Raw genomic sequence first — 21,355 nt, 5'->3', positions numbered from 1 at the left:
GAGTTCGGCAGGCCCTCGTCCAGCCACGCCATCTGGAGGCGGGTGCCGAGCGGGAAGCCGAGCTCGGGCACGACCGGGTTGGACTGGAGCCAGCCGCCACTGGGGGTCGCGGAGACCATGTTGCCCCAGCGGTCGACGACGTCGACGTGGCAGGTGTCGCCGCGGGTCGCGCCGTCCTTGGCGACGGTCGGCTCGCCCGCGCGGTCGGCGGTCACCGTCGGCTCGCCGGCGCCTTCCTTCGCGACCGTGGGCTCGCCGACGCCGGCAGCCGGTATGCCCATGGCGTCGAAGCCGGACTCACCGGCGGCGACGGCGTGGGCGTGCTCGCTGAGCACGGGGGTGCGGCCGTCGGGGCTGCCCGGGCGGAGCTCGTGCGAGGCCTCGTCGGTGACCAGGGCGCGGCGGGCGGCGTTGTACGGCTCGGAGAGCAGCGTGCCGAGCGGGACCTCGGCGGCGTCGCCGTACCAGGCCTCCCGGTCCGCCATGGCGAGCTTGCAGCCCTCGATGAGCAGGTGGACGTACTCGGCGGAGCCGTAGGCCGGCAGTTCGGCGGGCAGCAGGGCGAGCTGCTGGAGGAAGGCGGGGCCCTGGCTCCAGCCGCCGGCCTTGGCGAGCTTCCAGCCGTTCCAGTCGTACGTGGCGGGGGCCTCGTACGACGCGGACCAGCCGGCCAGGTCGGCGGCGGTGAGGGTGCCGGTGTGGCGGGTGCCGCTGGTGTCCATGGTGGGGACGGCTGCCTGGCGGACCAGGGCCTCGGCGATGAAGCCCTCGCGCCAGATGGCGCGGGCGGCCTCGATCTGCGCGGTGCGGTCGTCGCCGCCGGTCTCCTCGGCCTCGGCGATCAGCCGGCGCCAGGTCGCGGCGAGGGCGGGGTTGCGGAACAGCTGCCCGGGGACCGGGGACTTCCCGCCCGGGAGGTAGACGTCGGCGGAGGACTGCCACTCGGTCTCGAAGAGCTCGCGGACGGTCTCCACGGTCTGGCCGACGCGCTCGACGGGTGCGTGGCCGTCCTCGGCGTAGCCGATGGCGTACCGCAGCACCTCGGCGACGGTCTTGGTGCCGTGGTCGCGCAGCAGCAGCATCCAGGCGTCGAAGGCCCCCGGCACCGCGGCGGCGAGCGGTCCGGTGCCGGGGACCAGGTCGAGGCCGAGCGCACGGTAGTGGGCGACCGTCGCGCCGGCGGGTGCCGGGCCCTGGCCGCAGAGGACCCGGACGTCGCCGTCGCGGGGCGCCAGGATCATCGGCACCTCGCCGGCCGGGCCGTTGAGGTGCGGTTCGACGACGTGCAGGACGAATCCGGCGGCGACGGCGGCGTCGTAGGCGTTGCCGCCGTCCTCCAGGACCGCCATCGCGGACTGCGAGGCGAGCCAGTGGGTGGACGACACCATGCCGAAGGTGCCCTGGAGGGTGGGCCGGGTGGTGAACACGGATGCGGCTCCTTGCTGCGACGTTCTGTGGTTCGTTGCGGATCGTACGTACGGGAGGCCGGCCCCGGGAACGGGGCCGCCTCCCGTACGGGGGTCAGACGGCCGCGTCCGGGGCCGTTCCGTCGTCGCCGACGAGGTGGCAGGAGACCTGCCGGCCGCCGGGCAGCTCCCGCAGGACGGGGACCTCGGTGCGGCAGCGTTCCGTGGCAAGCGGGCAGCGGGTGTGGAACCGGCAGCCGGGCGGCGGGTCCAGCGGACTGGGCAGCTCGCCGTGGAGCACGATGCGCTCGCGGGAGCGCTGGAGCACCGGGTCGGGCACGGGCGCCGCGGAGAGCAGCGCCTGGGTGTAGGGGTGCTTGGGGTCGGCGAACAGCTCGGCGGTGGGGGCCTGTTCGACGATCTGGCCGAGGTACATCACGGCGATCCGGTCGGCGAGGAACTCGACCGCGGCCAGGTCGTGGGTGATGAACAGGCAGCCGAAGCCGCGGTCGCGCTGGAGGTCGGCGAGCAGGTTGAGGACGGACGCCTGCACGGAGACGTCGAGCGCGGAGGTCGGTTCGTCAGCGACGACGAGATCGGGGTCGCAGGAGAGCGCGCGGGCGATGGAGATGCGCTGGCGCTGGCCGCCGGAGAGCTCGTGCGGGTGCCGGTCGGCGTGTTCGGGGCGCAGTCCGACCTGGGCGAGCAGTTCCTCGACGCGCTCGCGGACGGCGGCGCCGCGGGCCCGGCGGTGCAGCCTGATGGGTTCGGCAATGATCTGGCCGATGGTCATGCGCGGGTCGAGCGAGGACGAGGGGTCCTGGAAGACCAGGTGGAAGTCCTTGCGCAGCGGGCGCACGGCTCGGCGGGACAGGTGGGTGATGTCGGTGCCGTTGATGTGGACGGTGCCGCCGGTGGGTTCGTCGAGGCGTACGGCGCAGCGGCCGACGGTCGACTTGCCGCTGCCGGACTCCCCGACGAGGCCGACGACCTCGCCGCGCCCGACGGTGATCGAGACGCCGTCGACGGCGCGGACGGTGCCGCCGCCGGAAGCGGCGAAGTGGCGTTCCATCGAGTCGATCCGCAGCACGGGGTGCTGCTGGTCCGCGGCGCCCTCGGCGCTATCGCGCGGGGCGGGGACGGTCTGTGCTGCGGTCACTTTCCGGCCTCCTGGTCGGGTCGCGCGGGCTCGGTGGCAGGGGTGGCCGTGAGGGTGTCGGACGCTTCACCGGCGCCGTACGGGTGCCAGCACGCCGCCCGGTGGGCGGCGTCCGTCCCCGTACCCGGGTCGACGGACCCGAAGCCGGGCCGGCCGGCCGTGCAGGTGTCGTCGGCGCGGCTGCACCGGGGTGCGAAGGTGCATGCGTCGGGCTGGCTGTCGAGGCTCGGCACCAGGCCGGGGATCTCGGGCAGCCGGCGCTTGCCCTCGCCGCCGGGGCGCAGGACGGCTCCGAGCAGCCCGCGGGTGTACGGGTGCCGGGCCGTGGCGAACAGGTCGTGGACGGGGGCCTCCTCGACGGAGCGCCCGGCGTACATCACGAGAACCCGGTCGGCCGCGTCGGCGACGACGCCGAGGTCGTGGGTGACCAGGACGATCGCGGTGCCGAGCCGTTCGCGCAGCGACTGGAGGACTTCGAGGATGCCGGCCTGGACGGTGACGTCGAGTGCGGTGGTCGGTTCGTCGGCGATGAGGACCGAGGGATCGCAGGCGACCGCGATGGCGATCATCACGCGCTGGCGCATACCGCCGGAGAGCTGGTGCGGGTACTCGTCGATGCGGCTGCGCGGGGCGGGGATGCCGACCAGGTCGAGGAGGTCCACGGACCGCTCCCTGGCCTCCTTGCGGCTCAGCCCCTGGTGCCTGCGGAGCACCTCGCCGATCTGCCGGCCGATGGTGAGGACCGGGTTCAGCGAGGTCATCGGCTCCTGGAAGATCATCGCGATGTCCTTGCCGCGGATCTTCTGGAGTTCCTTCTCCGGCGCGCCGACGAGTTCCCGGCCGCCGACGCGGATGGAGCCGCCGATGCGTGCCGTGGGCGGGAGCAGTCCCATCACGGCCATGGAGGTGACGGACTTGCCGCAACCGGACTCCCCCACGACGGCGAGGACCTCGCCGGGGTGCAGGTCGTAGGAGACGCCGTCGACGGCGTGCACGGTGCGGGTGTCGGAGCGGAAGGAGACCGACAGGTCGCGGACGCTCAGGACGGGCTCACCCACCCGTCCCCGTACGGATTCGAGAACGGTCTCGGTCATCGGGTCCCTCCACGGGGGTCGAGGACGTCGCGCAGTCCGTCGCCGAGCAGGTTGAAGGCCAGGGTCGCCGCGACGATCGCCAGGCCGGGGAAGACGGCGAGCCAGGGCGCGGGGGCCAGGAAGGACTGGGCGCCGGAGAGCATCACGCCGAGGGACGGGTCCGGGGGCTGGACGCCGAGGCCGAGGAAGCTGAGCAGCGCCTCGCCGATGATGGCGGCGGGGATGCCGACGGTCGCCTGGACGATCAGCGCGGAGGTGGCGTTGGGCAGGATGTGCCGGAAGAGCACGGTCCCGTCACCGCCGCCGTTGGCGATGGCCGCTCCGACGTAGTCGACGTGCTTGAGCCTCAGCGTCTCGGCCCGGGTGATGCGGATGACGGCGGGGATCTGCGAGATGCCGATGGCGATGGTCGCGTTGGTCAGCGAGGGGCCGAGGATCGCGGCGAGACCGACGGCGAGCACCAGGAAGGGGAAGGCCAGCATGGTGTCGGTGAGCCGGGAGATCGCGCCGTCGGCGAACTTCCCGTAGTAGCCGCCGACCAGGCCGAGCGGTACGCCGATGACGAACGCCAGCACGACGGCGACGAGGCCGACCTGCATGGAGGCGCGCGCGCCGTACACGATGCGGGACAACTGGTCGCGCCCCAGGTCGTCGGTGCCGAGCCAGTGGGCCGCCCCCGGTTCCGCGAGGACGTTCCCGAAGTCCGGCTGGGAGGGGTCGTACGGGGCGATCAGCGGGGCGAGGAGGGCGACCAGGATGAAGACGGCGGCGATGATGCCGCCGGTCATGGCCAGCCGGTTCCTGCGCAGGGCGCGCAGCCGTCCGTTGGCGTTCCGCTTCTTCGCGGTCTGCGGGACGGTGGGGAGCGCTGGGGTCGCTGTGGTCACCGGGCACCTCCGAGCCGGATGCGCGGGTCGATGACCGAATAGACCACGTCGACCAGCAGGTTGATGAGGATGTACGCGGCGGAGGTGCAGAGCACCACGGCCTGCAGCGTCGCGTAGTCACGGGTGAAGACGGCGTCGATGGTGAGCTTGCCGAAGCCGGGCAGGACGAAGATCTGCTCGGTGACGACGGCGCCGGAGATCAGGTGTCCGAGCTGGAGCCCGAGCACGGTGACGACGGTGACGAGCGAGTTGCGCAGGGCGTGACCTCCGACGACGGACCGTTTCGACAGCCCCTTGGCGCGGGCGGTGCGGACGTAGTCGGCGGAGAGCGAGTCGAGCATCGCCGCCCGCGTCTGGCGCATCACGACGGCGGCGAGGCCGGAGCCGAGCACGATCGCGGGCAGCACCATGCGGCGCAGGTTGTCGACCGGGTCCGTCCCGAACGGGACGTATCCGGAGGCGGCGAACACGGGGACGGCGATGGCGAAGCCGAGGACGAGCACGATGCCGAGCCAGAACGTCGGGATGGAGAGCCCGATCAGCGCGATGACGTTGGCGATCCACTCCTCGGGCTTCCCGCGCCGCACGGCGGCGACGACTCCGGCGCCGATGCCGAGGACCACGGCGAGCAGCAGGGACAGCGCGGCCAGTTCCAGCGTGACGGGAAGGGCCTGGCCGATGGCGTCGGCGACCGGAAGCCCGGTACGGGAGGAGTTGCCGAGGTCGCCGGTGAGGGCGTGGCCGATGAAGCGGGCGTACTGCACGACGATGTTGTCGTTGAGGCCGTACGCCTCGCGGATCGCGGCGAGCGCCTCGGGACTGCGCTCCTCACCGGCCAGGGCGAGCGCCGGGTCGCCGGGCAGTGCCCGGATACCCGCGAACACCACGATGGAGACCAGGAAGAGGGTGATGAGGGACTGGCGCAACCGCGTCAGCAGGTATTTCGTCATCGGGTGTACCCCGCATTCGTGACCCGGACCAGTCCGTCGCCGTAGACGCGGATGCCCGCGACGTCCTTGGTGGCGACGACGTAGTTCTTCTGCCGGTAGAGGTAGATCAGCGTGTGGGCGTCCTGGACGCGCCGGGTGAGCTCGTCGTAGATCCCGGTGCGCCGCGCCGGGTCGGCGACGGTGCGGCCCTGCGCGATCAGTCTGTCGATCTCGGGGTCACCGAGGCCGTAGGCGTTCATGGCGCCCGCGGTCTTGAGGAAGTTGGAGACGTTGCCGTCCGGGTCCAGCCGGCCGGACCAGCCGCTGGTGAAGACGTCGTAGTGTCCGGCGTCGGTCTCCGAGAGCATGGTGGCGTACTCGGTGGGCCGCAGCGAGAGGTCGAAGCCGGCCTCCTTGACCATGGCCTGGAGGACCTGTCCGACCCGCCCCTGCTCGGGGGTGGTGGAGGTCTTGAGCTCGATCTTCAGCGGGGTCTTCACCCCGGCCTCCTTCAGCAGCTTCTTCGCCTTGGCGATGTCACGCTTCGGGCAGTCCTCGGGCTCGACGCCGGGGGCGATGGCGGACTGGGGGGAGATGGGGCCGCAGGCCGGCTCGTACATGCCCTGGAAGACGACCTCGTTGAGGGTGTCGCGGTCGATCGCGAGCTCGAACGCCTCCCGGACCCGCACGTCGCGGGCGATCGGGGTGTCGAGCTTGCCGGGCTTCTGACCGAGACCGTTCACGTTGCCGACGTTGAGGCCGATTCCCTGGTAGCCGAGCGAGGGCGAGTTGAAGAGCTGGAGCTTCGGCTCGGTGAGGGCGCTCTGTACGTCGACGGGGCCCATCTGGTCGCCGACCTGGAGGTCGCCGGAGCGCAGGTTGGCGAGCCGGACGTTGCCGTCGGGGATGGGCTTGTAGACGACCCCGTCGAGGTGGACCTTGTCCGCGTCGTAGTAGTTCGGGTCCTTCTTCAGCACGATCCGGTCGCCGCCGACGCGCTCGACGAAGCGGAAGGGTCCGACGCAGGAGGGGTGGTTCGTGAAGTTCTTCCCGTACTTCTTGAGCGCGGCCGGCGACATCACCATCCCGGCCCGGTCTGCGAGGACGCCGGTGAGCGGTACGTAGGGCTGCTTGAGCCTCATCCGTACCGTGTCGGACCCGGTGGCCTCGATGGAGGTGACGGGTGCGAGCTCCGTGCCGCGGGCGGATCCGGGAAGATCGCGGTGGCGCAGCAGCGAGGTGACGACCGCCGCGGCGTCGAGCCGGGTACCGTCGCTGAACTTCAGGCCGGGACGCACCTTCAGGGTGACGGTGCGGCCGTCGGCCGAGGTGGTGGGCAGTGCGGCAGCGAGCTGCGGCACGACGACCCCGTCCTCGTCGATGTCGTAGAGCTTCTCGCACATGCCCGCGAAGACCGTGCGGCCGACGAGGGTCTGGGCGAGCGTCGGGTCGAGTTTGTCCGGGTCCGAGTTGAGAGCGACGGTGAGTGTCCCGCCGTCGCGTACGGACCGGTCGTCGGTTTTGCGTACACCGCCGACCTCGGTCGCCGAGGACTGCAGCGACGCGCAGCCCGAAGTGAAGGACACCAATGCAACCGCCACCAGGGCAACCGCTTTTCGGCGCACGAGGGCCTACCTCCCGCCAAGGGGTGATCAGGGAATATCGCAGACCGTATTTCGCATACAGTCCGCAAGGCAAGGGGCCTGCCCACATAGCGGACGGTTTTTACTGACGATCGGATAACGGGGGTGCAGAAGGCGTGAAGACGCCGGTCCGCACCCCCGCGATCAGCCCTGCGTGACGAGGCGGTAACTCTGCGCGGCCGTGCCGTCACAGGTCCGCTGGACCAGCTGGACGCCCGCGGCCGCGGAGGCGGGCGCGCTCAGGCACTTGCCGCTGTGCCGGGCGATGAAGTGGTACCGGCCGGAGGCCTCCCGTACCGGCTTCCACTGCTGGTTCGCGCCGCCCCCGTAGGTCCACAGCTGGAGCGGGGCCTGCTCGGCCACGGACACGTCCGCCACATCGACGACCTGCCGGCCGTCCCCGTCCGCGGCGATCCGCACATGACCGCCGTCCGTGGCCGGGAACCTGTACCGCTGGGCGGCCGTGCCGTTGCAGGTGTACTGCTGGACCACCGTGCCGTTGGCGGTGGCCGCGGCGCGCGCGTCCACGCAGTTGCCGTTGGCCTCGGCGACCAGTGCGAACGCCGACGTCTGCGAGATCGGGTCCCCGGGCGCCGGATCTCCTCCGCCGCCGCCCAGCCATTTCAGCCCGTCCACCACGAACCGGTTCTGGGTCTCGCTGGCGAAGGTCGAGGACAGCGTGGTCCCCGAGCCGTAGTCCATGGCGTTGTGGCCGAAGTTCGCGTACAGCATCCGGTAGCCGGTGTTCGTCCACAGGACGGGATAGTCGCCGCTGTACCAGGACTGGTCCGGATCCGTCCCCAGCGGGAAGCTCACCGGGTCCACGGAGGCCAGGACCTTGATGTCGGGACGGTCGCGAAGGCTGTTCTCCCAGGCGTACCACTCGCTGACCGACGAGGTGAACGTGGCCGGCAGGCCCGTGGTGGAGGGATGCGTCCGGTCCTCGGTACGGAGCACTGCCGTGGTCGGCCCCCAGGTGTTCGACCTGAAGTTGCCGCTGCCGAGGAACTGGTCGTAGAACCAGGGCCATTGACGGGCCTCGGTGGCGAAGGCGGAGACGTGGAATCCCATCCACGCGCCGCCGGAGCGCATGTACCGCTCGAAGCCGGCGCGCTGGGAGGCGGTCTGCGGGGCGTCGTCGAGGAACAGCACCACCTGGTACTGGTCCGGGGTGATGCCGGCGAGCCGCTCCCAGTCGTTGGTGGAGGTGTACGAGAAGTTGTTGGCGGCGGCGGTGGCGGGGAACCACCGGTCGGCCTCCTGGACGAAGCTGATGTGCGCCGCGTCCCAGGTGCCGTTGTAGAAGGCGATCACCCGGAAGGCCGGTGCCTGCCCGGCGTTCGGCGCGGCGTGTGCGGGGACGGTGAGCCCCAGCAGTAACGCCGGCAGCAGGAGCAGCCATCGGCACAGCCGGCCCACGCCGCCCCTGAGGGCCGCGGTGGCCCTGATCGTGTTCATACGAAACCGTCCTCTCCGAACCGGGCGGGGGCCGGGCCGGACCCGGCGGGTGCCGGATCCGGCCCGGTGTGTCGTGGAGGCGTCGCGCTGTTCAGGGTTGCTGACGAGGTGGCCGGACGGTCATCCCGCGTACTGGGCGAACACCTTCGTGAAGTCCCAGGGCTGCTGGGAGACGCCCGAGCAGGTGTCGGCGCCGCCGCCGGTGCAGGGGCGGTCCCGGTTGACCGACCAGAAGGTCAGCCGGGCCAGGTGCCGCTGCTGCGCGTAGCCGAGGATGGTGCGGAAGTCCGCGACCGTGACGGTCTCGCTGTTGTCCGTGATGCCGTTCATCGAGGAGATGCCGGTGTGCCGGTAGGCCTGGTCGTCCGTGTAGCCGTAGGCGCTCTTGACCGTGTTCTTCAGCCCTTCGGCCGCGCTGACGGTGAGGTTGCCCATATTCTGGCCCGCCCCGCCGAAGTTGAACGGCATGATCGTCCAGCTGTCCACGGTCAGCCCGGATGCCGAGGCCTTGCGGATCAGGCTGTCGTCGGGGCCGTTCTGTCCGGTGCCGAAGGTGACGTAGACCTTGATCCCGGGGTTGTTGGCCTTGACCGTCTTCAGCGCGTCGACCGTGCGCTGCTGGACGGTGGCGCTGTCGTACGCCTCGGCCTCGATGTCGATGTCGATCGCCTTGAGCCCGTAGGCGTTGATGACCTTCTGGTACGCGGCGGCCAGCTCACCCGCGCTGGAGCAGGAGCTCTCCAGCTTGTTGCCGCTCCAGCCGCCGAAGGACGGGATGACATCGCCGCCCGCGCCCCGGACGGTGTTGATGGTCTGCTGGTCGACGCCCCCGGACAGCGGTCTGCCGCCGTCCCACTGCGGGTTGCAGTAGCCGTTGCTGAGGACGAAGGCGAGGGTGAACCACTTGACGCCGGTGGCGTTCATGACGGTGGCGGGGCTGGGCGGGCTGCCCCAGCCGTTGTAGAGGTACGGGGCGACGGCCATCGCCCCGGCGGGCGGCGTCGTCGGGTCTCCCCCGCCGCTCGGCGCGGTCCACTTCTGGTTGGCGGCGCCGGTGCACGTCCAGATCTGGAGCCGGGTGCCGTTGGCCGAACTGTTGCCGGTGGCGTCCAGACACTTGTCCGCCTGCGGATTGACGATGTCGTGGGCCGAGGTGACGGTCCAGCGCTGGGCGGCGGAGCCGTTGCAGTCCCACAGCTGGACCGTGGTGCCGTTCGCCGTTCCGGCCGAGGTCACGTCCAGACACTTGCCGAGGGCCTTGACGCTTCCGTCCGAACCGACGTCCCACTGCTGGGCGTTGCTGCCGTTGCAGTCGTAGAGCTGCACCAGAGTGCCGTTGGCACTGCTCGCGGCGGCGACGTCCATACACTTGCCGGCCAGGCCGGTGATCTGCCCGGTCGCCGCGGCGGCGCCGAGGGCGGGCGATCCGGTCAGTCCGGCCAGCAGCGCCGCGGCCGCCCCGGCACCGAGCACGCCCCGGAGGGCGGGAGCACGTCTGCCGGCGAAGTGAGCGCCCATCAACTGTTCGCCGTCCACTTCTGGTTGGCCGCACCGGTGCAGGTCCAGATCTGCAGCCGCGCCCCGTTGGCCGAGCTGTTCCCGACGACGTCCAGGCACTTGTCCGCCTGCGGATTGACGATGTCGCGCGCTCCGCTGACCGCCCAGCGCTGGGCCGCCGACCCGTTGCAGTCCCACAGCTGGACGACGGTGCCGTCGGCCGTGCCGCCCGATGCCACGTCGAGGCACTTGCCGAGCGCCCGGATCGTTCCGTCCGCGTTCACGCTCCACTTCTGGGCGTTGGTGCCGTTGCAGTCGTAGAGCTGGACCGGGGTGCCGTTGGCACTGCTCGCGGCGGCGACGTCCACGCACTTGCCGGCCAGGCCGGTGATCCGGCCGCCGGTCTCCGGCTGCTGCGTGTCGCTGGTGGTGACGCGCACGTGGTCGACGACGAGCTGCTGGGGGAAGGTGGTGTTGCCGTCGGGGTCACCCGGCCAGTAGCCGCCGACCGCGAGGTTGAGGATGAGGAAGAAGGGCTTGTTGAAGGCCCAGGTGTTGCCGCCGGTGTCGGCGGGCGTGCGGTGCTGGTAGACGTTGCCGTCGACGGACCAGGTCACCGAGTTCGGGGCCCAGTCGATGGCGAAGGTGTGGAAGTCGTCGGCGAAGGCCTGCCCGTTCGCAAGGGTGTATCCGGCGCCGATGCCGGCGGAGCCGGAGTAGCCGGGACCGTGCAGGGTGCCGTGGACGGTGGAGGGTTCGAATCCGACGTTCTCCATGATGTCGATCTCACCGGAGTTGGGCCAGCCGACCTGTCCGATGTCGTCGCCGAGCATCCAGAAGGCGGGCCACATGCCCTGACCGCGCGGGATCTTCATCCGGGCCTCGACGTGACCGTAGGTCTGGGTGAACTTCCCGGAGGTGTTCAGCCGGGCCGAGGTGTACTGGCAGGTGCCGTACCAGCACTGGTAGTTGTTCGGGTTCTCCTTGCGCGCGGTGATGACCAGATGGCCCTGGCCGTCCAGCGCGGCGTTGCTGTTTCCGGCCGTGTAGTACTGCCGCTCGTGGTTGTTGACGTTGTCGCCGGTCTCGATCTGCCACTTGCTGCCGTTCACGGCCGAGCCGGCGGAGCCGTCGAACTCGTCGGAGAACGTCGTGACCGCGGCCGCTGCCGCTGTTTCGGACATCGTGGCGGCGGACGCGGGAGCGGGACCGCCGCCACCCGCGAGAGCCGTCGTGACCAGGGCGAGGGTGAGAACCGAGAGTACGGAGTGCAGCAGGCGCCGCGTACGGCGTGGGGAGTCCATGACTCTCCCTTCCGGTGTATGAGGGGGAGGAAGGGGAATCTGTCATGCATATGACATCCATGCGCATGACAGACACAGGGCGCGAGGGTGGTGCGGGAGCTGCGCCGACCGAGGTGGGGGTGCCGTGTGAAGTACCGCGTGCGGGGTGTGGCGGTGGAGCCGCTTAGTTCACTACGTGATTTAAGAAGTGAACTAAGCGAGTGTCAAGACCTTGGTCCATACCACTGGCCGACCGTCCGAGATGCGCCTCCGGAGTGCGAAAACGCCCGCACTCCCCCGCCCGCCACCCTCCGCCGGGGGCGCGCACCGGCCAAGAGTCGAAGCGACGGCACGGCAGGAGCCGCTCCAGCCTGCACACTTTCGCGGAATGTCCACGGCCGGCGTCACCACGGGGCCGCCCGGATTCACGCTCCGCCGGCGGACTAAATGTCGCGGCGATGACGTTATGGCTGCTCGGAGCCGATTCGTCAGCAGAAGAACCGGCGGAACTGGAGGCATGGCCGTGCACGGTGAATACAAGGTCCCCGGCGGCAAACTGGTCGTCGTGGACCTGGACGTCCGGGGCGGGGCGCTGCGGGACGTACGGGTGGCGGGTGATTTCTTCCTGGAGCCGGACGAGGCGATCCTCGCGATCGACGCGGCGCTGGAGGGAGCCCCGGCCACCACCGACACCGTGGGCCTGGCCGCCCGGATCGACGCGGCACTCCCGGAGTCGACGGTGATGCTCGGGCTCACGTCGGAGGGTGTCGCCGTCGCCGTACGCCGGGCGCTGGCGCACGCCACGGAGTGGAGCGACTACGACTGGCAGCTCATCCACGACGCCCCGCAGTCCCCCGCCCTCCACATGGCCCTCGACGAGGTCATCACGGCCGAGGTCGCCGCGGGCCGCCGGCCGCCGACGCTCCGGGTGTGGGAGTGGGACTCCCCCGCGGTGATCATCGGCAGCTTCCAGTCCCTGCGCAACGAGGTGGACCCGGCGGGCGTCGACCGGCACGGTGTCACGGTGGTCCGGCGCGTGTCCGGGGGCGGGGCCATGTTCGCGGAGCCGAGCAGCACCATCACGTACTCGCTCGCAGTGCCCCACTCACTCGTCTCCGGCCTCTCCTTCGCCGACAGCTACGCGTATCTGGACGACTGGGTGCTCGAAGCGCTCGGCGACATGGGCATCAAGGCCTGGTACCAGCCGCTGAACGACATCGCGACGGAGGTCGGGAAGATCGCGGGTGCGGCACAGAAGCGTGTGGTGGGGCCGGACGGAGGGCCCGGCGCGGTGCTGCATCACGTGACGATGTCGTACGACATCGACGCCGACAAGATGCTCGACGTCCTGCGCATCGGCAAGGAGAAGATGTCCGACAAGGGCACGAAGAGCGCCAAGAAGCGCGTCGACCCCCTGCGCCGGCAGACCGGTCTTCCCCGTCAGGCCGTCATCGAGCGGATGATCGAGTCGTTCCGCAACCGTCACGGCCTCACCCAGGGCGAGGTGACCCCGCAGGAACTGGCCCGGGCCGAGGAGCTCGTGCGCACCAAGTTCGGCACGGCCGAGTGGACCGCCCGGGTGCCGTAGAACAGGCCCCGGTCAGCGCTCACGCGGTGTGACGAGCCCCGACTCGTAGGCGAATACGACGAGTTGGGCGCGGTCGCGGGCGCCGAGCTTGGTCATGGCACGGCTGATGTGCGTCTTGGCGGTGAACGGGCTGATGACCATGTGCGCGGCGATCTCCTCGTTCGTCAGACCCCGGGCCGCCAGCGCGCTGACCTCCCGCTCCCGGCGGGTCAGGGTCTCGAAGCCCGGTGCTGTCGCCCGGTCCGGGGGCCGGGCGACGAACTCGCCGATCAGTCTGCGGGTGATGGCGGGCGAGAGCAACGCGTCGCCGCGGGCCGCGACACGGACGGCGTGGAGCAGTTCGGCGGGTTCGGTGTCCTTGAGCAGGAAGCCGGCCGCTCCCGCGCGCAGCGCGTCGAACACGTACTCGTCCAGGCCGTAGTTCGTCAGAATCACCACATGGACCCCGCTGAGCAGTGGGTCGGCGGCAATCGCCCGGGTCGCCTCGATGCCCGTCATCACCGGCATCTGTACGTCGACCAGAGCGATGTCGGGCGTGTGCAGCCGGGCCAGCTCCAGCCCCTCCCGGCCGTCCGCGGCCTCGCCGACCACCTCGATGCCGTCCTCCGCGTCGAGCAGCGCCCGGAAGCCCGCCCGCATCAGCGCCTGGTCGTCCACGATGAGGACCCGGAGCGGGGCGTCCGGCTCGCCGCTCATCCGGTGGATCCTGCGGTGTTCAGGGGCAGTTCGGCGTGGACGGAGAAGCCGCCCGCGCGGCGCGGTGCGGCGGCCAGGGTGCCGCCGAGCGCCGTGACGCGCTCCCGCATGCCGGTGAGGCCGGTGCCCGCCGTGACGGTGTCGCCCGCGGCGCACGGGCCGCGGTCGTCGACGCGCACGGTCAGCCCGCTCCGCCCGTAGGCGAGCTCGACCGTGGTCGGCGCCCGGTCGGCGTGCCGGGCCACGTTGGTGAGGGCCTCCTGCACGATGCGGTACGCGGCGTGGTCCACGGCCGCGGGAAGGGGCCGTTCGTCGCCGCTGACGGTGACCGCGAGCGCGATGCCGGCGCTGCGGGCCCGTTCGGCCAGCTCGCCGATCCGGTCGAGTCCGGTGCCGGGTTCGACCACGTCCGTGCGCAACACCTCGAGTGTGGCGCGCAGTTCACGCATCGCCTCGCCGCTCGCCTCCTGGATGGCGAGCAGCGCGGGCTCCACCTCGGCCCCGCGCTTGCGGGCGAGGTGGACGGCGACTCCCGCCTGGAGCTTGACGATCGAGATGGAGTGGGTGAGCGAGTCGTGCAGCTCGCGGGCGATCCGCAGCCGCTCCTCCCCCGCCCTGCGCAGCGCCGTCTCGTCCCGGGTGCGTTCGGCGTCGAGTGCCCGCTGCTCGGTCTGGCGCAGATAGGCCTGCCAGTTCTTGTCGATGAGCCCGGTGACCCCGGCACAGAGGAACCAGCCGAGCAGCAGCAGGGTCCGCTCCACGACGCTCTCGGCGGCGGGTGCGGCAGTGATCATGACGGTGAAGTAGCCGACGAGGAAGAGCGCACCGGCCGTGACGCCCCAGGCGCGGTGTCCGCTGCGGGCGGCGGCGTGCACGGCGACCAGCACGGGGCACGCCGCCCAGGTGCCCGGGTGCGCGTGGAGCACGTAGCCGGAAAGGGCGAGCGTGGTGACGGCGAGGACCGTGCGAGGCGCCCGGCGGTGCGCGGCGAGGACGAGCGAGCCGGTCGCGACGAGCACCAGGTCGAGCACACCGGGCGCCGAGGCCACCCACGCCGCGGCGCTGACCGCCACGCCGATCGCCGCCGCGAGCACCGCGTCCAGCAACCGGCCGCGGCGGCCCGCGTCGCCCGCCTCCCCCGTGTCCCCCGTCATGTGCCGCACCCTAACTCCCGCACTGCCGCGTGGACATCAGCCCTGAGGACCGGCCGGGCACTACTCCCCGGGCAGTAGTGCCGGGGCGCCCGCGACCGGTGGGGACCAGCGGCGATTGCCTCCGGCGGTACGACGCCCCGGCCCCGGTCCGCGGGCGAGCATCGTCGCCATGACCGGACCTTTCCGCTACACCTCACCCGTACCTCCGAAGTCGGCGACCGGAGTGGTCGCCGACGTGTACGCCCAGATGTCCACCGACTTCGGGATCGAGCGCGCCCCGACCTTCGTCGTCCTGTCCGCCTCCCCTCCGCTCCTCACCGCGGCCTGGGCCCTGACGCGCGAGTCGCTGCTGGCCGGGCAGGTGTCCCGTACGGACAAGGAGGTGGTGGCGGCCGGGGTGTCGCTCGCCAACCGCTGCCCGTTCTGCGTGGACGCGCACACCGTGCTGCTGCACGCCACCGGAGACCACCGGCTGGCGGAGACGATCGCCCGCGGTGAGCAGCCGGCCGACCCCGCCCATCGCCGGCTGCTGGCCTGGGGGAAGGACATGAGCACACCGCGGCCGTTCGGGCCCACCGCGGCACCCGAACACATCGGGACCGCGCTCGCCTTCCACTTCATCAACCGGATCGTCTCCGCGCTGCTGACCGAGAGCATGCTGCCCGGCGGTCTCCAGCGGATCCGTGCCGTACGGAGTGCGGCTGGCCGCTCCCTGGCCAGGACCGTGCGCCGCGAGCTGGTGACGGGCCTGAGCCTGCCGCTGCTCGAAACGGGGGGCGAAGCACCCGCCTGGGCGGTGGGCACCGCCGTCGGCACGGCGTACGGGGCCCTGCGCACCGCGGCGGAGCTGGGCGCCGGGTTGCTGAGCGAGGAGGACGCGGCGTTCGTACGGCAGTCGGTGGCGGCCTGGGACGGTGTCACTCCGCTCCCCCTGCACGGAGCGGATCTGCCGGACCGGGCCGAACGCCCGGGTGCCCGGCTGGCGCTGCTCGCGGCCCGCGCCCCGTACCGGATCACGGACGGGGACGTGGCCGCCTGGCTCGCACCGCCGTTCACCGATCACTGCCTGGTCCATCTGATCGCGTTCGGTGCGATCTGCGCCATGGGGCGCGTCGAGGCCACGCTAACCCTGGAGACGAAGGAGCACGCATGACGGTCGCCGAAGCCTGGAACGGACCGCTCGGGCGGCACTGGGCCGCCCACCCGGACCGCTACGACGCCATGCTGGACGGGTTCGACGCCGCCCTGTTCGACGCGGCGGCGATCGCTGCCGGGGACCGGGTGCTGGACATCGGCTGCGGCAGCGGGCTCACGACGCGGATGGCGGCGCGGCGGGCGCCGGCCGGCCGGGTCACCGGTGTCGACATCTCGGCGCCGCTCGTCGGACGGGCCGGCGAGCTCACCGATGCCGAACGGTTCCCACAGGTGGACTACCGGTTGGGTGATGCGCAGACCTGCGCGTTCGAACCCGGCGGGTACGACCTGGCGATCAGCCGGGGCGGCGTGATGTTCTTCGCGGACCCCGTCGCCGCGTTCACCAACATCGCGGGGGCGCTGCGGCCCGGCGGCCGGCTGGCGTTCATCTGTCCGCAGCCCGCACAGCCGGACGGGGAGGAGCGCAAGGCGCTTGGCCTGCTGGCCTCGTTGCTGGGACGGGATCACACCGCCGAGAACGCGGTGGCCACGGCGATGGCCTCGCTCTCCGACCCGGAACGCATCCACCAGGTCCTGGGCGCTGCGGGCTTCACGGACATCGGGGTGACGGGCGTGAGCGCGGACACCAGCTGGGGGAAGGACGCGGCGGACGCGGTCGGGTTCTTCGTCTCGCGCGCCCCCGGCCTCACCGTCTCCGACGCCACACGGGCAGCGATGACCGAGGCCCTGCTGCCGCACGAGTCGCCGCGCGGGGTGATGCTCCGGGCGGGCGTGTGGGTGGTGACCGCGCACACGGGCCGTCGAGCGTCACGGGCCGGACAGGACTGTGCGGACAGGGCCCAAGGGCCATGTGCGGACGGGGCCCAAGGGCTGATCCGCCAGGAATCGCGGGACAGCGCTTAGGGTGCGGCCGGCGGGCGGTGCTCGTACCACCGCCGGTCGGCCTCCAGTTGCGCGGCGAGCGAGATGAGCCGCTCCTCGCTGCGGGAGGGGCCGAGCAGCTGGGCCCCGACGGGGAGCCCGTCGGGGGTGAAGCCCGCGGGGACGTTGATGCCGGGCCAGCCCAGCACGTTCCACGGCCAGGCGTACGGGCAGGCCTCGGTCATCGCCACATCGGTGCGCCAGGCGCTCATTCCGTCGAACCTGCCGATACGGGGAGGCGGCAGGGCGGTCGTCGGGGTGAGCAGCACGTCGAATCCCGCGCCTGCCGATCCCGCCCTGCCGCGCACGGGGTGGAACAGGGCGCCGATCCGCCGGTGCTGGCGCACCTCCCGCGCGCGTGCCGCCCGCACCACCCGGCCGCCGAGCCGGGTGCCGGTGCGCAGGGCGCTGCGGGTGCGGGGGTCCAGGAGCGCGGGTTCGGGGTGCAGGGCGGCGAGTTCGGCGATGCCGGCGGTCGCACGGGGGAGGAAGCCGAGGCCGATCAGCCCGTAGCGTGGCCGGGCCTCCTCGACGTGGTGGCCGAGCCGGGCCAGCGCCTCGGCGAGTTCGGTGACCGCGCGGCGCACGTCCGGGTGGGGCGCCGTGCCGGTGAGGGTGAGCGGGGGGCGCCAGGCGAGTGCGATGCGCAACCGGCCCGGGTCGCGGCGGGCGGCAGCCGAGGCCTGGACGGGCGGCGGGCGGTGCGGGTCGTCGGGGTGGGCTCCCGCGACGGCGTCCAGCAGGAGCGCGGCATCGGCGACGGTCCTGGCCAGGGGGCCGTTGACGGTGAGCCCCTGGAAGGCGTCGCTGCGGGGGTGCACGGAGATCCGGCCGCGCTGCGGTTTGATGCCCACGAGGTGGGTCCAGGCGGCGGGGATGCGGACGGACCCGGCCCCGTCGGAGCCGAGCGCGGCGGGCACCAGTCCGGCGGCGACGGCGGCCGCCGAACCGCCGGACGAGCCGCCGGGGGTGTGCTCGGTGTTCCACGGATTACGGGTGACCCCGAAGGCGGATCCCTCGGTGAACGGCCACTGGCCCAGTTCGCAGGAGTTGGTCTTCCCCACGATCACGGCCCCGGCCGCGCGCAGCCGGCGTACGGACTCGCTGTCGGCGGTCGCGGCGGGCAGTTCCCCCGCGCAGCCGAAATGGGTGGGCAGCCCGGCGACGTCGGTGTCGTCCTTGACGGCGACGGGCACCCCGAGCAACGGCAGCCGCTCCCCCGCGTCGAGCCGGCGGTCGGCCTCGGCGGCCTCGGCGAGTGCGGCGCTCGCACGCAGGTGCCGGAAGGCGTTCAGAGTGCCCTGGCTCGCCTCGATGCGGGCGAGGGCCTCGGTGACCAGCCGGGTGGAGGTGGTACGGCCTTCCGCCAGCGCCCGCGCGCTTTCGGCCAGCCCGGCCGGGGCCGCCTCGACGCCCGTTCCGGTGGATTCCACTGAGGACATGGGCTGCCCGCCTCCCTCGTACCGCCAGGTGCGCGCACCTGTCCGCCCGAACGAAATTACTGAAGGGTAACGAGTGACGGCCGGTCCCTCAACCGCTCGCCCCGGCCCGCGGCGCCGCTCGCTCCGGAGCGGCACCGCGGAGAGCAGGCGCTACGGCTGAACGGTGATCTCACCGATTCCGGTACCGAGCCCGGCACAGTGCGCGGTCGACTGACCGGACTGCCCCGGGTTCAGCGTGACGTGCTCACCGTCGACGTCCGGGGACCAGCCGCAGACGAGGTGCACCCAGAAGGTCTGCGGCGCGGAGCCGTTGTTGCGGCAGAGCGCGTAGCCGGTGTAGTCGTCGATGGCGTGCTTGCCCGTCTCGCAGGAAAGCCCCGGCGGCGTCTTCGCCGGAGCCGTGGCCGAGGCCGCCGTGACCAGGCCGGTGGACACCGCGAGTGCCGCGGTCAGCCCTGCGACGGCGGCGGCCCGGACGGCAATCCTGGACCGGCTCCCCATGGACTTCTTCATGTCTGCCTCTCGGTCGTGACGAGGACGGCGCCTGCGGCCGTCCCCCGCCCCTTAACCGATCACGGCACACAACGTCACGCTGTGTCCACACCCGAGGTGGAGCGTCGCTACGCCGCCGGGCGGCCACCACCCGCCCGGCGTACTCTCGGAAGATCGGGCCGCAGACCCGGACAGTCCCGCCACGACCCTTCGAGGAGGCGACGTGACCGGTCCACACCTCGGCACACGCCCCGCCGCATGGACTGCGGCGTTCGTTCTCTCCGTCACCGGCAGCGCGATCGCCGGAGCCGGCACGGCCCACGCGGAGGACATCGACCACCTCACCGCGCAGCAGATCGCCGACCGCTCCCGCGACGCGCTGCTCAGCGCGCAGTCCCTGCACCTGAGTACGAGCGGGGACCTCGGCAAGGGCAGTACGCCCATGTCCCTGGAGCTCACCCTGGACAGGGACGGCAACTGCAACGGCTCGGTTGACCTCGGCAACAGCCAGGGCTCGGCGCTGATCGTGAAGCGGGGCGACGACATCTGGATCAAGCCGGACGCGGACTTCTGGAAGAACCAGGTCCCCAACGGCGGTTCGGCCTTCGCCGCGATCGTCGGCGACCGCTACATGAAGGGGGCGGCCGACGACCCCCGGCTGAGCGCCCTGACCAGGACCTGCGACCTGAACACCTTCCAGAAGCTGGTCAGTGACAACGCGAACGACGACAGGGGCACGCTCAACAAGGGCGCGAAGACCACGCTCGGCAAGGCCTCCGTCATCCCGCTGACCAGGATGCGCGACGGCGCCACACTGACGCTGGACGTCGCGGCAACCGGAAAGCCGTATCCGCTGCGGCTCACGATCGAGGGCAACGGCGCGGACGCGGTCGTGGGCTTCTCCGCCTTCGACGAGCCCGTACCCAGGACCACGCCCTCGCCGGCCGACTCGTTCGACGTCAGCGCGCTGCTGGGGCGGTCGACGAGCCCGGTGTGACGCTCTCGCGTCCGGTGAGCACCACGTACAGCACCAGCGAGGAGGCCAGGCCGACCGCCCAGCCGTAGTCGGCGAGGGGTTTCAGGAACGGGATCAGGCCGTCCGCCGGGAACGGCCCCTTTCCGGGCTCCGAGTGCGAGCCGCCGACCGCCAGCACACCGCCGACGGCGAAGGCGACGACGGCACGCCAGTTCCAGCCGTTCGTGTACCAGTAACGGCCCCCGGGCCGGTAGAGGTCGGCCAGGTCGAGCACCGTGCGCCGGACGATCCAGTAGTCGGCGATCAGGATGCCCGCCACCGTGCCGAGCAGACCGCCGACGAGTCCGAGCCAGGTGAAGATGTACAGCTCCGGCGTCTCGGTGAGCTTCCACGGCATGATCACGACGCCGACGACACCCGTCACCAGCGCGCCCGTACGGAAGTTGATCAGCTTCGGTGCGAGGTTCGCCAGGTCGTACGCCGGTGAGACCACGTTCGCCGCGATGTTCACGGAGATCGTCGCCACCAGCACCGTCACGAGCGCGTACAGCAGCCCGAAGACGTTGTCGGTACGGGCGACCAGCTGGACCGGGTCCCAGATCGCCTCGCCGTACACGGCCTGGGAACCGGAGGTCACCAGGACGGAGAGCAGCGCGAAGAGCGTCATCGTCGTGGGCAGACCGAGCGACTGACCACGGATCTGGGCGCGTTGGCCGGCGCCGAAGCGGGTGAAGTCGGGGATGTTCAGGGAGAGTGTCGCCCAGAAGGCGATCATGCCCATCAGCGAGGGGAAGAAGACCGGCCAGAACTCCTTGCCCCAGCCGAGCTTCGAGGGCTGGTCCAGCAGCGGGCCGAAGCCGCCGGCCTTGACGGCGACCCAGACCAGCAGCGCGAGCGCGCCGACGATGACGAACGGCGCCGCCCAGTTCTCGAACCGGCGAAGGGTGTCCATTCCCCGGTAGATGATGGCCAGTTCGAGGGCCCAGAACAGGATGAAGCAGAGCCAGAGCGTCCACGGCTGTCCGCCGATCTCGCCGGCGTTCGCCCAGCCGCCGAAGATCTTCCCGAGCAGGGTGAAGATGCCGACGCCGCCGATCCAGGTCTGGATGCCGAACCAGGCACACGCCACCGCGGCCCGGATCAGGGCGGGCAGATTGGCCCCGCGCAGCCCGAACGAGGCGCGGGCCAGCACCGGGAAGGGGATGCCGTACTTGGGCCCCGCGTGCCCGGTGAGCAGCATGGGCCCCAGCACGATCAGGTTGGCGAGCGCGATGGTGAAGACCGCCTGTTTCCAGTCCATGCCGAGGGCGACGAGGCCGGAAGCGAGCAGCCAGGACGGAATGTTGTGGGCCATGCCGACCCAGAGGGCGGCGAAGTTGTACGTGGTCCAGTCGCGCCGCTCGAGGGGGACGGGCAGGAGGTCCGCGTTGACGAACCGGCTGTCGTCGGGAGCGGCGCCGGCGGGGAGTTCGACGCGGTCCGGGGCCGCGGGTATCCGGTCCTGGGGCGGTGGCGGTGGGGCGGTCGATGTCAAGGCGGCTGGACCCTTCGCTCGGGGACGGTGCCGTGCGGGGC

General features: G+C 71.7%; 18 protein-coding genes. 4 read left to right on the top strand and 14 right to left on the bottom strand.

Going from position 1 to position 21,355, the window contains the following annotated elements; translation table 11 throughout:
• The 9 genes from JGS39_RS18110 to JGS39_RS18070 form a co-directional block, all read right to left on the bottom strand.
• Window positions 1–1,427, bottom strand: a 1,427-nt coding sequence (locus tag JGS39_RS18110; protein ID WP_219570200.1) for a gamma-glutamyltransferase family protein, incomplete at its 3' end; no start/stop codon positions are given.
• A 94-nt stretch (window positions 1,428–1,521) separates the two neighbouring features.
• Complete coding sequence (locus tag JGS39_RS18105; protein WP_219570203.1) at window positions 1,522–2,478, bottom strand: ABC transporter ATP-binding protein; 957 nt, start codon at window positions 2,476–2,478, stop codon at window positions 1,522–1,524.
• Between the two features lie 83 nt (window positions 2,479–2,561).
• Window positions 2,562–3,659, bottom strand: coding sequence for an ABC transporter ATP-binding protein (locus JGS39_RS18100; RefSeq protein WP_219570199.1), 1,098 nt, complete (start codon window positions 3,657–3,659; stop codon window positions 2,562–2,564).
• Complete coding sequence (locus JGS39_RS18095) at window positions 3,656–4,477, bottom strand: ABC transporter permease (protein WP_264302812.1); 822 nt, start codon at window positions 4,475–4,477, stop codon at window positions 3,656–3,658. Before JGS39_RS18095 ends, JGS39_RS18100 begins: the two co-directional genes overlap by 4 nt.
• A 65-nt stretch (window positions 4,478–4,542) precedes the next feature.
• Entirely contained in the window at window positions 4,543–5,496 is a 954-nt protein-coding gene (locus JGS39_RS18090) for an ABC transporter permease (protein ID WP_219570198.1), read from the bottom strand.
• On the bottom strand, window positions 5,493–7,061 hold the full coding sequence (locus JGS39_RS18085) for an ABC transporter substrate-binding protein (RefSeq protein WP_306083803.1): 1,569 nt from the start codon (window positions 7,059–7,061) through the stop codon (window positions 5,493–5,495). Before JGS39_RS18085 ends, JGS39_RS18090 begins: the two co-directional genes overlap by 4 nt.
• Window positions 7,062–7,262: 201 nt before the next feature.
• Window positions 7,263–8,576 (bottom strand): ThuA domain-containing protein, encoded by a 1,314-nt coding sequence (locus JGS39_RS18080; protein WP_219570196.1) that lies wholly within the window; start codon window positions 8,574–8,576, stop codon window positions 7,263–7,265.
• 120 nt (window positions 8,577–8,696) lie between these two features.
• A complete protein-coding gene (locus JGS39_RS18075) occupies window positions 8,697–10,094 on the bottom strand; it encodes a chitinase (protein ID WP_219570195.1) in 1,398 nt (465 codons plus the stop codon).
• Window positions 10,094–11,377, bottom strand: coding sequence for a glycoside hydrolase family 16 protein (locus JGS39_RS18070; protein WP_219570194.1), 1,284 nt, complete (start codon window positions 11,375–11,377; stop codon window positions 10,094–10,096). Before JGS39_RS18070 ends, JGS39_RS18075 begins: the two co-directional genes overlap by 1 nt.
• 502 nt (window positions 11,378–11,879) lie before the next feature.
• Between JGS39_RS18070 and lplAB the strand changes: the two genes are divergently transcribed.
• A complete protein-coding gene (gene lplAB, locus JGS39_RS18065) occupies window positions 11,880–12,944 on the top strand; it encodes a lipoate-protein ligase LplAB (RefSeq protein ID WP_219570201.1) in 1,065 nt (354 codons plus the stop codon).
• A 12-nt stretch (window positions 12,945–12,956) separates the two neighbouring features.
• On the opposite strand, the gene JGS39_RS18060 is transcribed toward lplAB, so the two are convergent.
• Window positions 12,957–13,640 (bottom strand): response regulator, encoded by a 684-nt coding sequence (locus JGS39_RS18060; RefSeq protein WP_219570193.1) that lies wholly within the window; start codon window positions 13,638–13,640, stop codon window positions 12,957–12,959.
• Window positions 13,637–14,794 carry a sensor histidine kinase gene (locus tag JGS39_RS18055; protein WP_219570192.1) on the bottom strand — a complete coding sequence of 386 codons (1,158 nt, stop codon included), beginning with the start codon at window positions 14,792–14,794 and terminating at the stop codon, window positions 13,637–13,639. The genes JGS39_RS18060 and JGS39_RS18055 overlap by 4 nt, the downstream gene beginning before the upstream one ends.
• Window positions 14,795–14,963: 169 nt before the next feature.
• Here JGS39_RS18055 and JGS39_RS18050 point away from each other — a divergent pair, with 169 nt between their 5' ends.
• Together JGS39_RS18050 and JGS39_RS18045 are read left to right on the top strand one after the other, a co-directional pair.
• Window positions 14,964–15,947, top strand: a complete 984-nt coding sequence (locus tag JGS39_RS18050; RefSeq protein WP_219570191.1) for a carboxymuconolactone decarboxylase family protein — start codon at window positions 14,964–14,966, stop codon at window positions 15,945–15,947.
• On the top strand, window positions 15,944–16,852 hold the full coding sequence (locus JGS39_RS18045; protein ID WP_219570190.1) for a class I SAM-dependent methyltransferase: 909 nt from the start codon (window positions 15,944–15,946) through the stop codon (window positions 16,850–16,852). Before JGS39_RS18050 ends, JGS39_RS18045 begins: the two co-directional genes overlap by 4 nt.
• On the opposite strand, the gene JGS39_RS18040 is transcribed toward JGS39_RS18045, so the two are convergent.
• Complete coding sequence (locus JGS39_RS18040) at window positions 16,849–18,312, bottom strand: amidase (protein WP_219570189.1); 1,464 nt, start codon at window positions 18,310–18,312, stop codon at window positions 16,849–16,851. The genes JGS39_RS18045 and JGS39_RS18040 overlap by 4 nt on opposite strands.
• Before the next feature lie 150 nt (window positions 18,313–18,462).
• The gene (locus JGS39_RS18035) at window positions 18,463–18,825 is read right to left on the bottom strand and encodes a hypothetical protein (protein WP_219570188.1); all 363 of its coding nucleotides are present in this window, start codon (window positions 18,823–18,825) and stop codon (window positions 18,463–18,465) included.
• A gap of 202 nt (window positions 18,826–19,027) precedes the next feature.
• Between JGS39_RS18035 and JGS39_RS18030 the strand changes: the two genes are divergently transcribed.
• Window positions 19,028–19,801, top strand: coding sequence for a hypothetical protein (locus JGS39_RS18030; RefSeq protein ID WP_219570187.1), 774 nt, complete (start codon window positions 19,028–19,030; stop codon window positions 19,799–19,801).
• Here JGS39_RS18030 and JGS39_RS18025 read toward each other — a convergent pair.
• Window positions 19,764–21,314, bottom strand: coding sequence for an NCS1 family nucleobase:cation symporter-1 (locus tag JGS39_RS18025; RefSeq protein WP_219570186.1), 1,551 nt, complete (start codon window positions 21,312–21,314; stop codon window positions 19,764–19,766). The genes JGS39_RS18030 and JGS39_RS18025 overlap by 38 nt on opposite strands.
• Window positions 21,315–21,355: the final 41 nt, after the last annotated feature.

This window comes from Streptomyces poriferorum, assembly GCF_019399235.1.
Taxonomy (GTDB): domain Bacteria; phylum Actinomycetota; class Actinomycetes; order Streptomycetales; family Streptomycetaceae; genus Streptomyces; species Streptomyces poriferorum.
The sequence above is the reverse complement of the archived record's forward strand: the minus strand, read 5'-3'. Positions and strand labels throughout refer to the sequence as shown.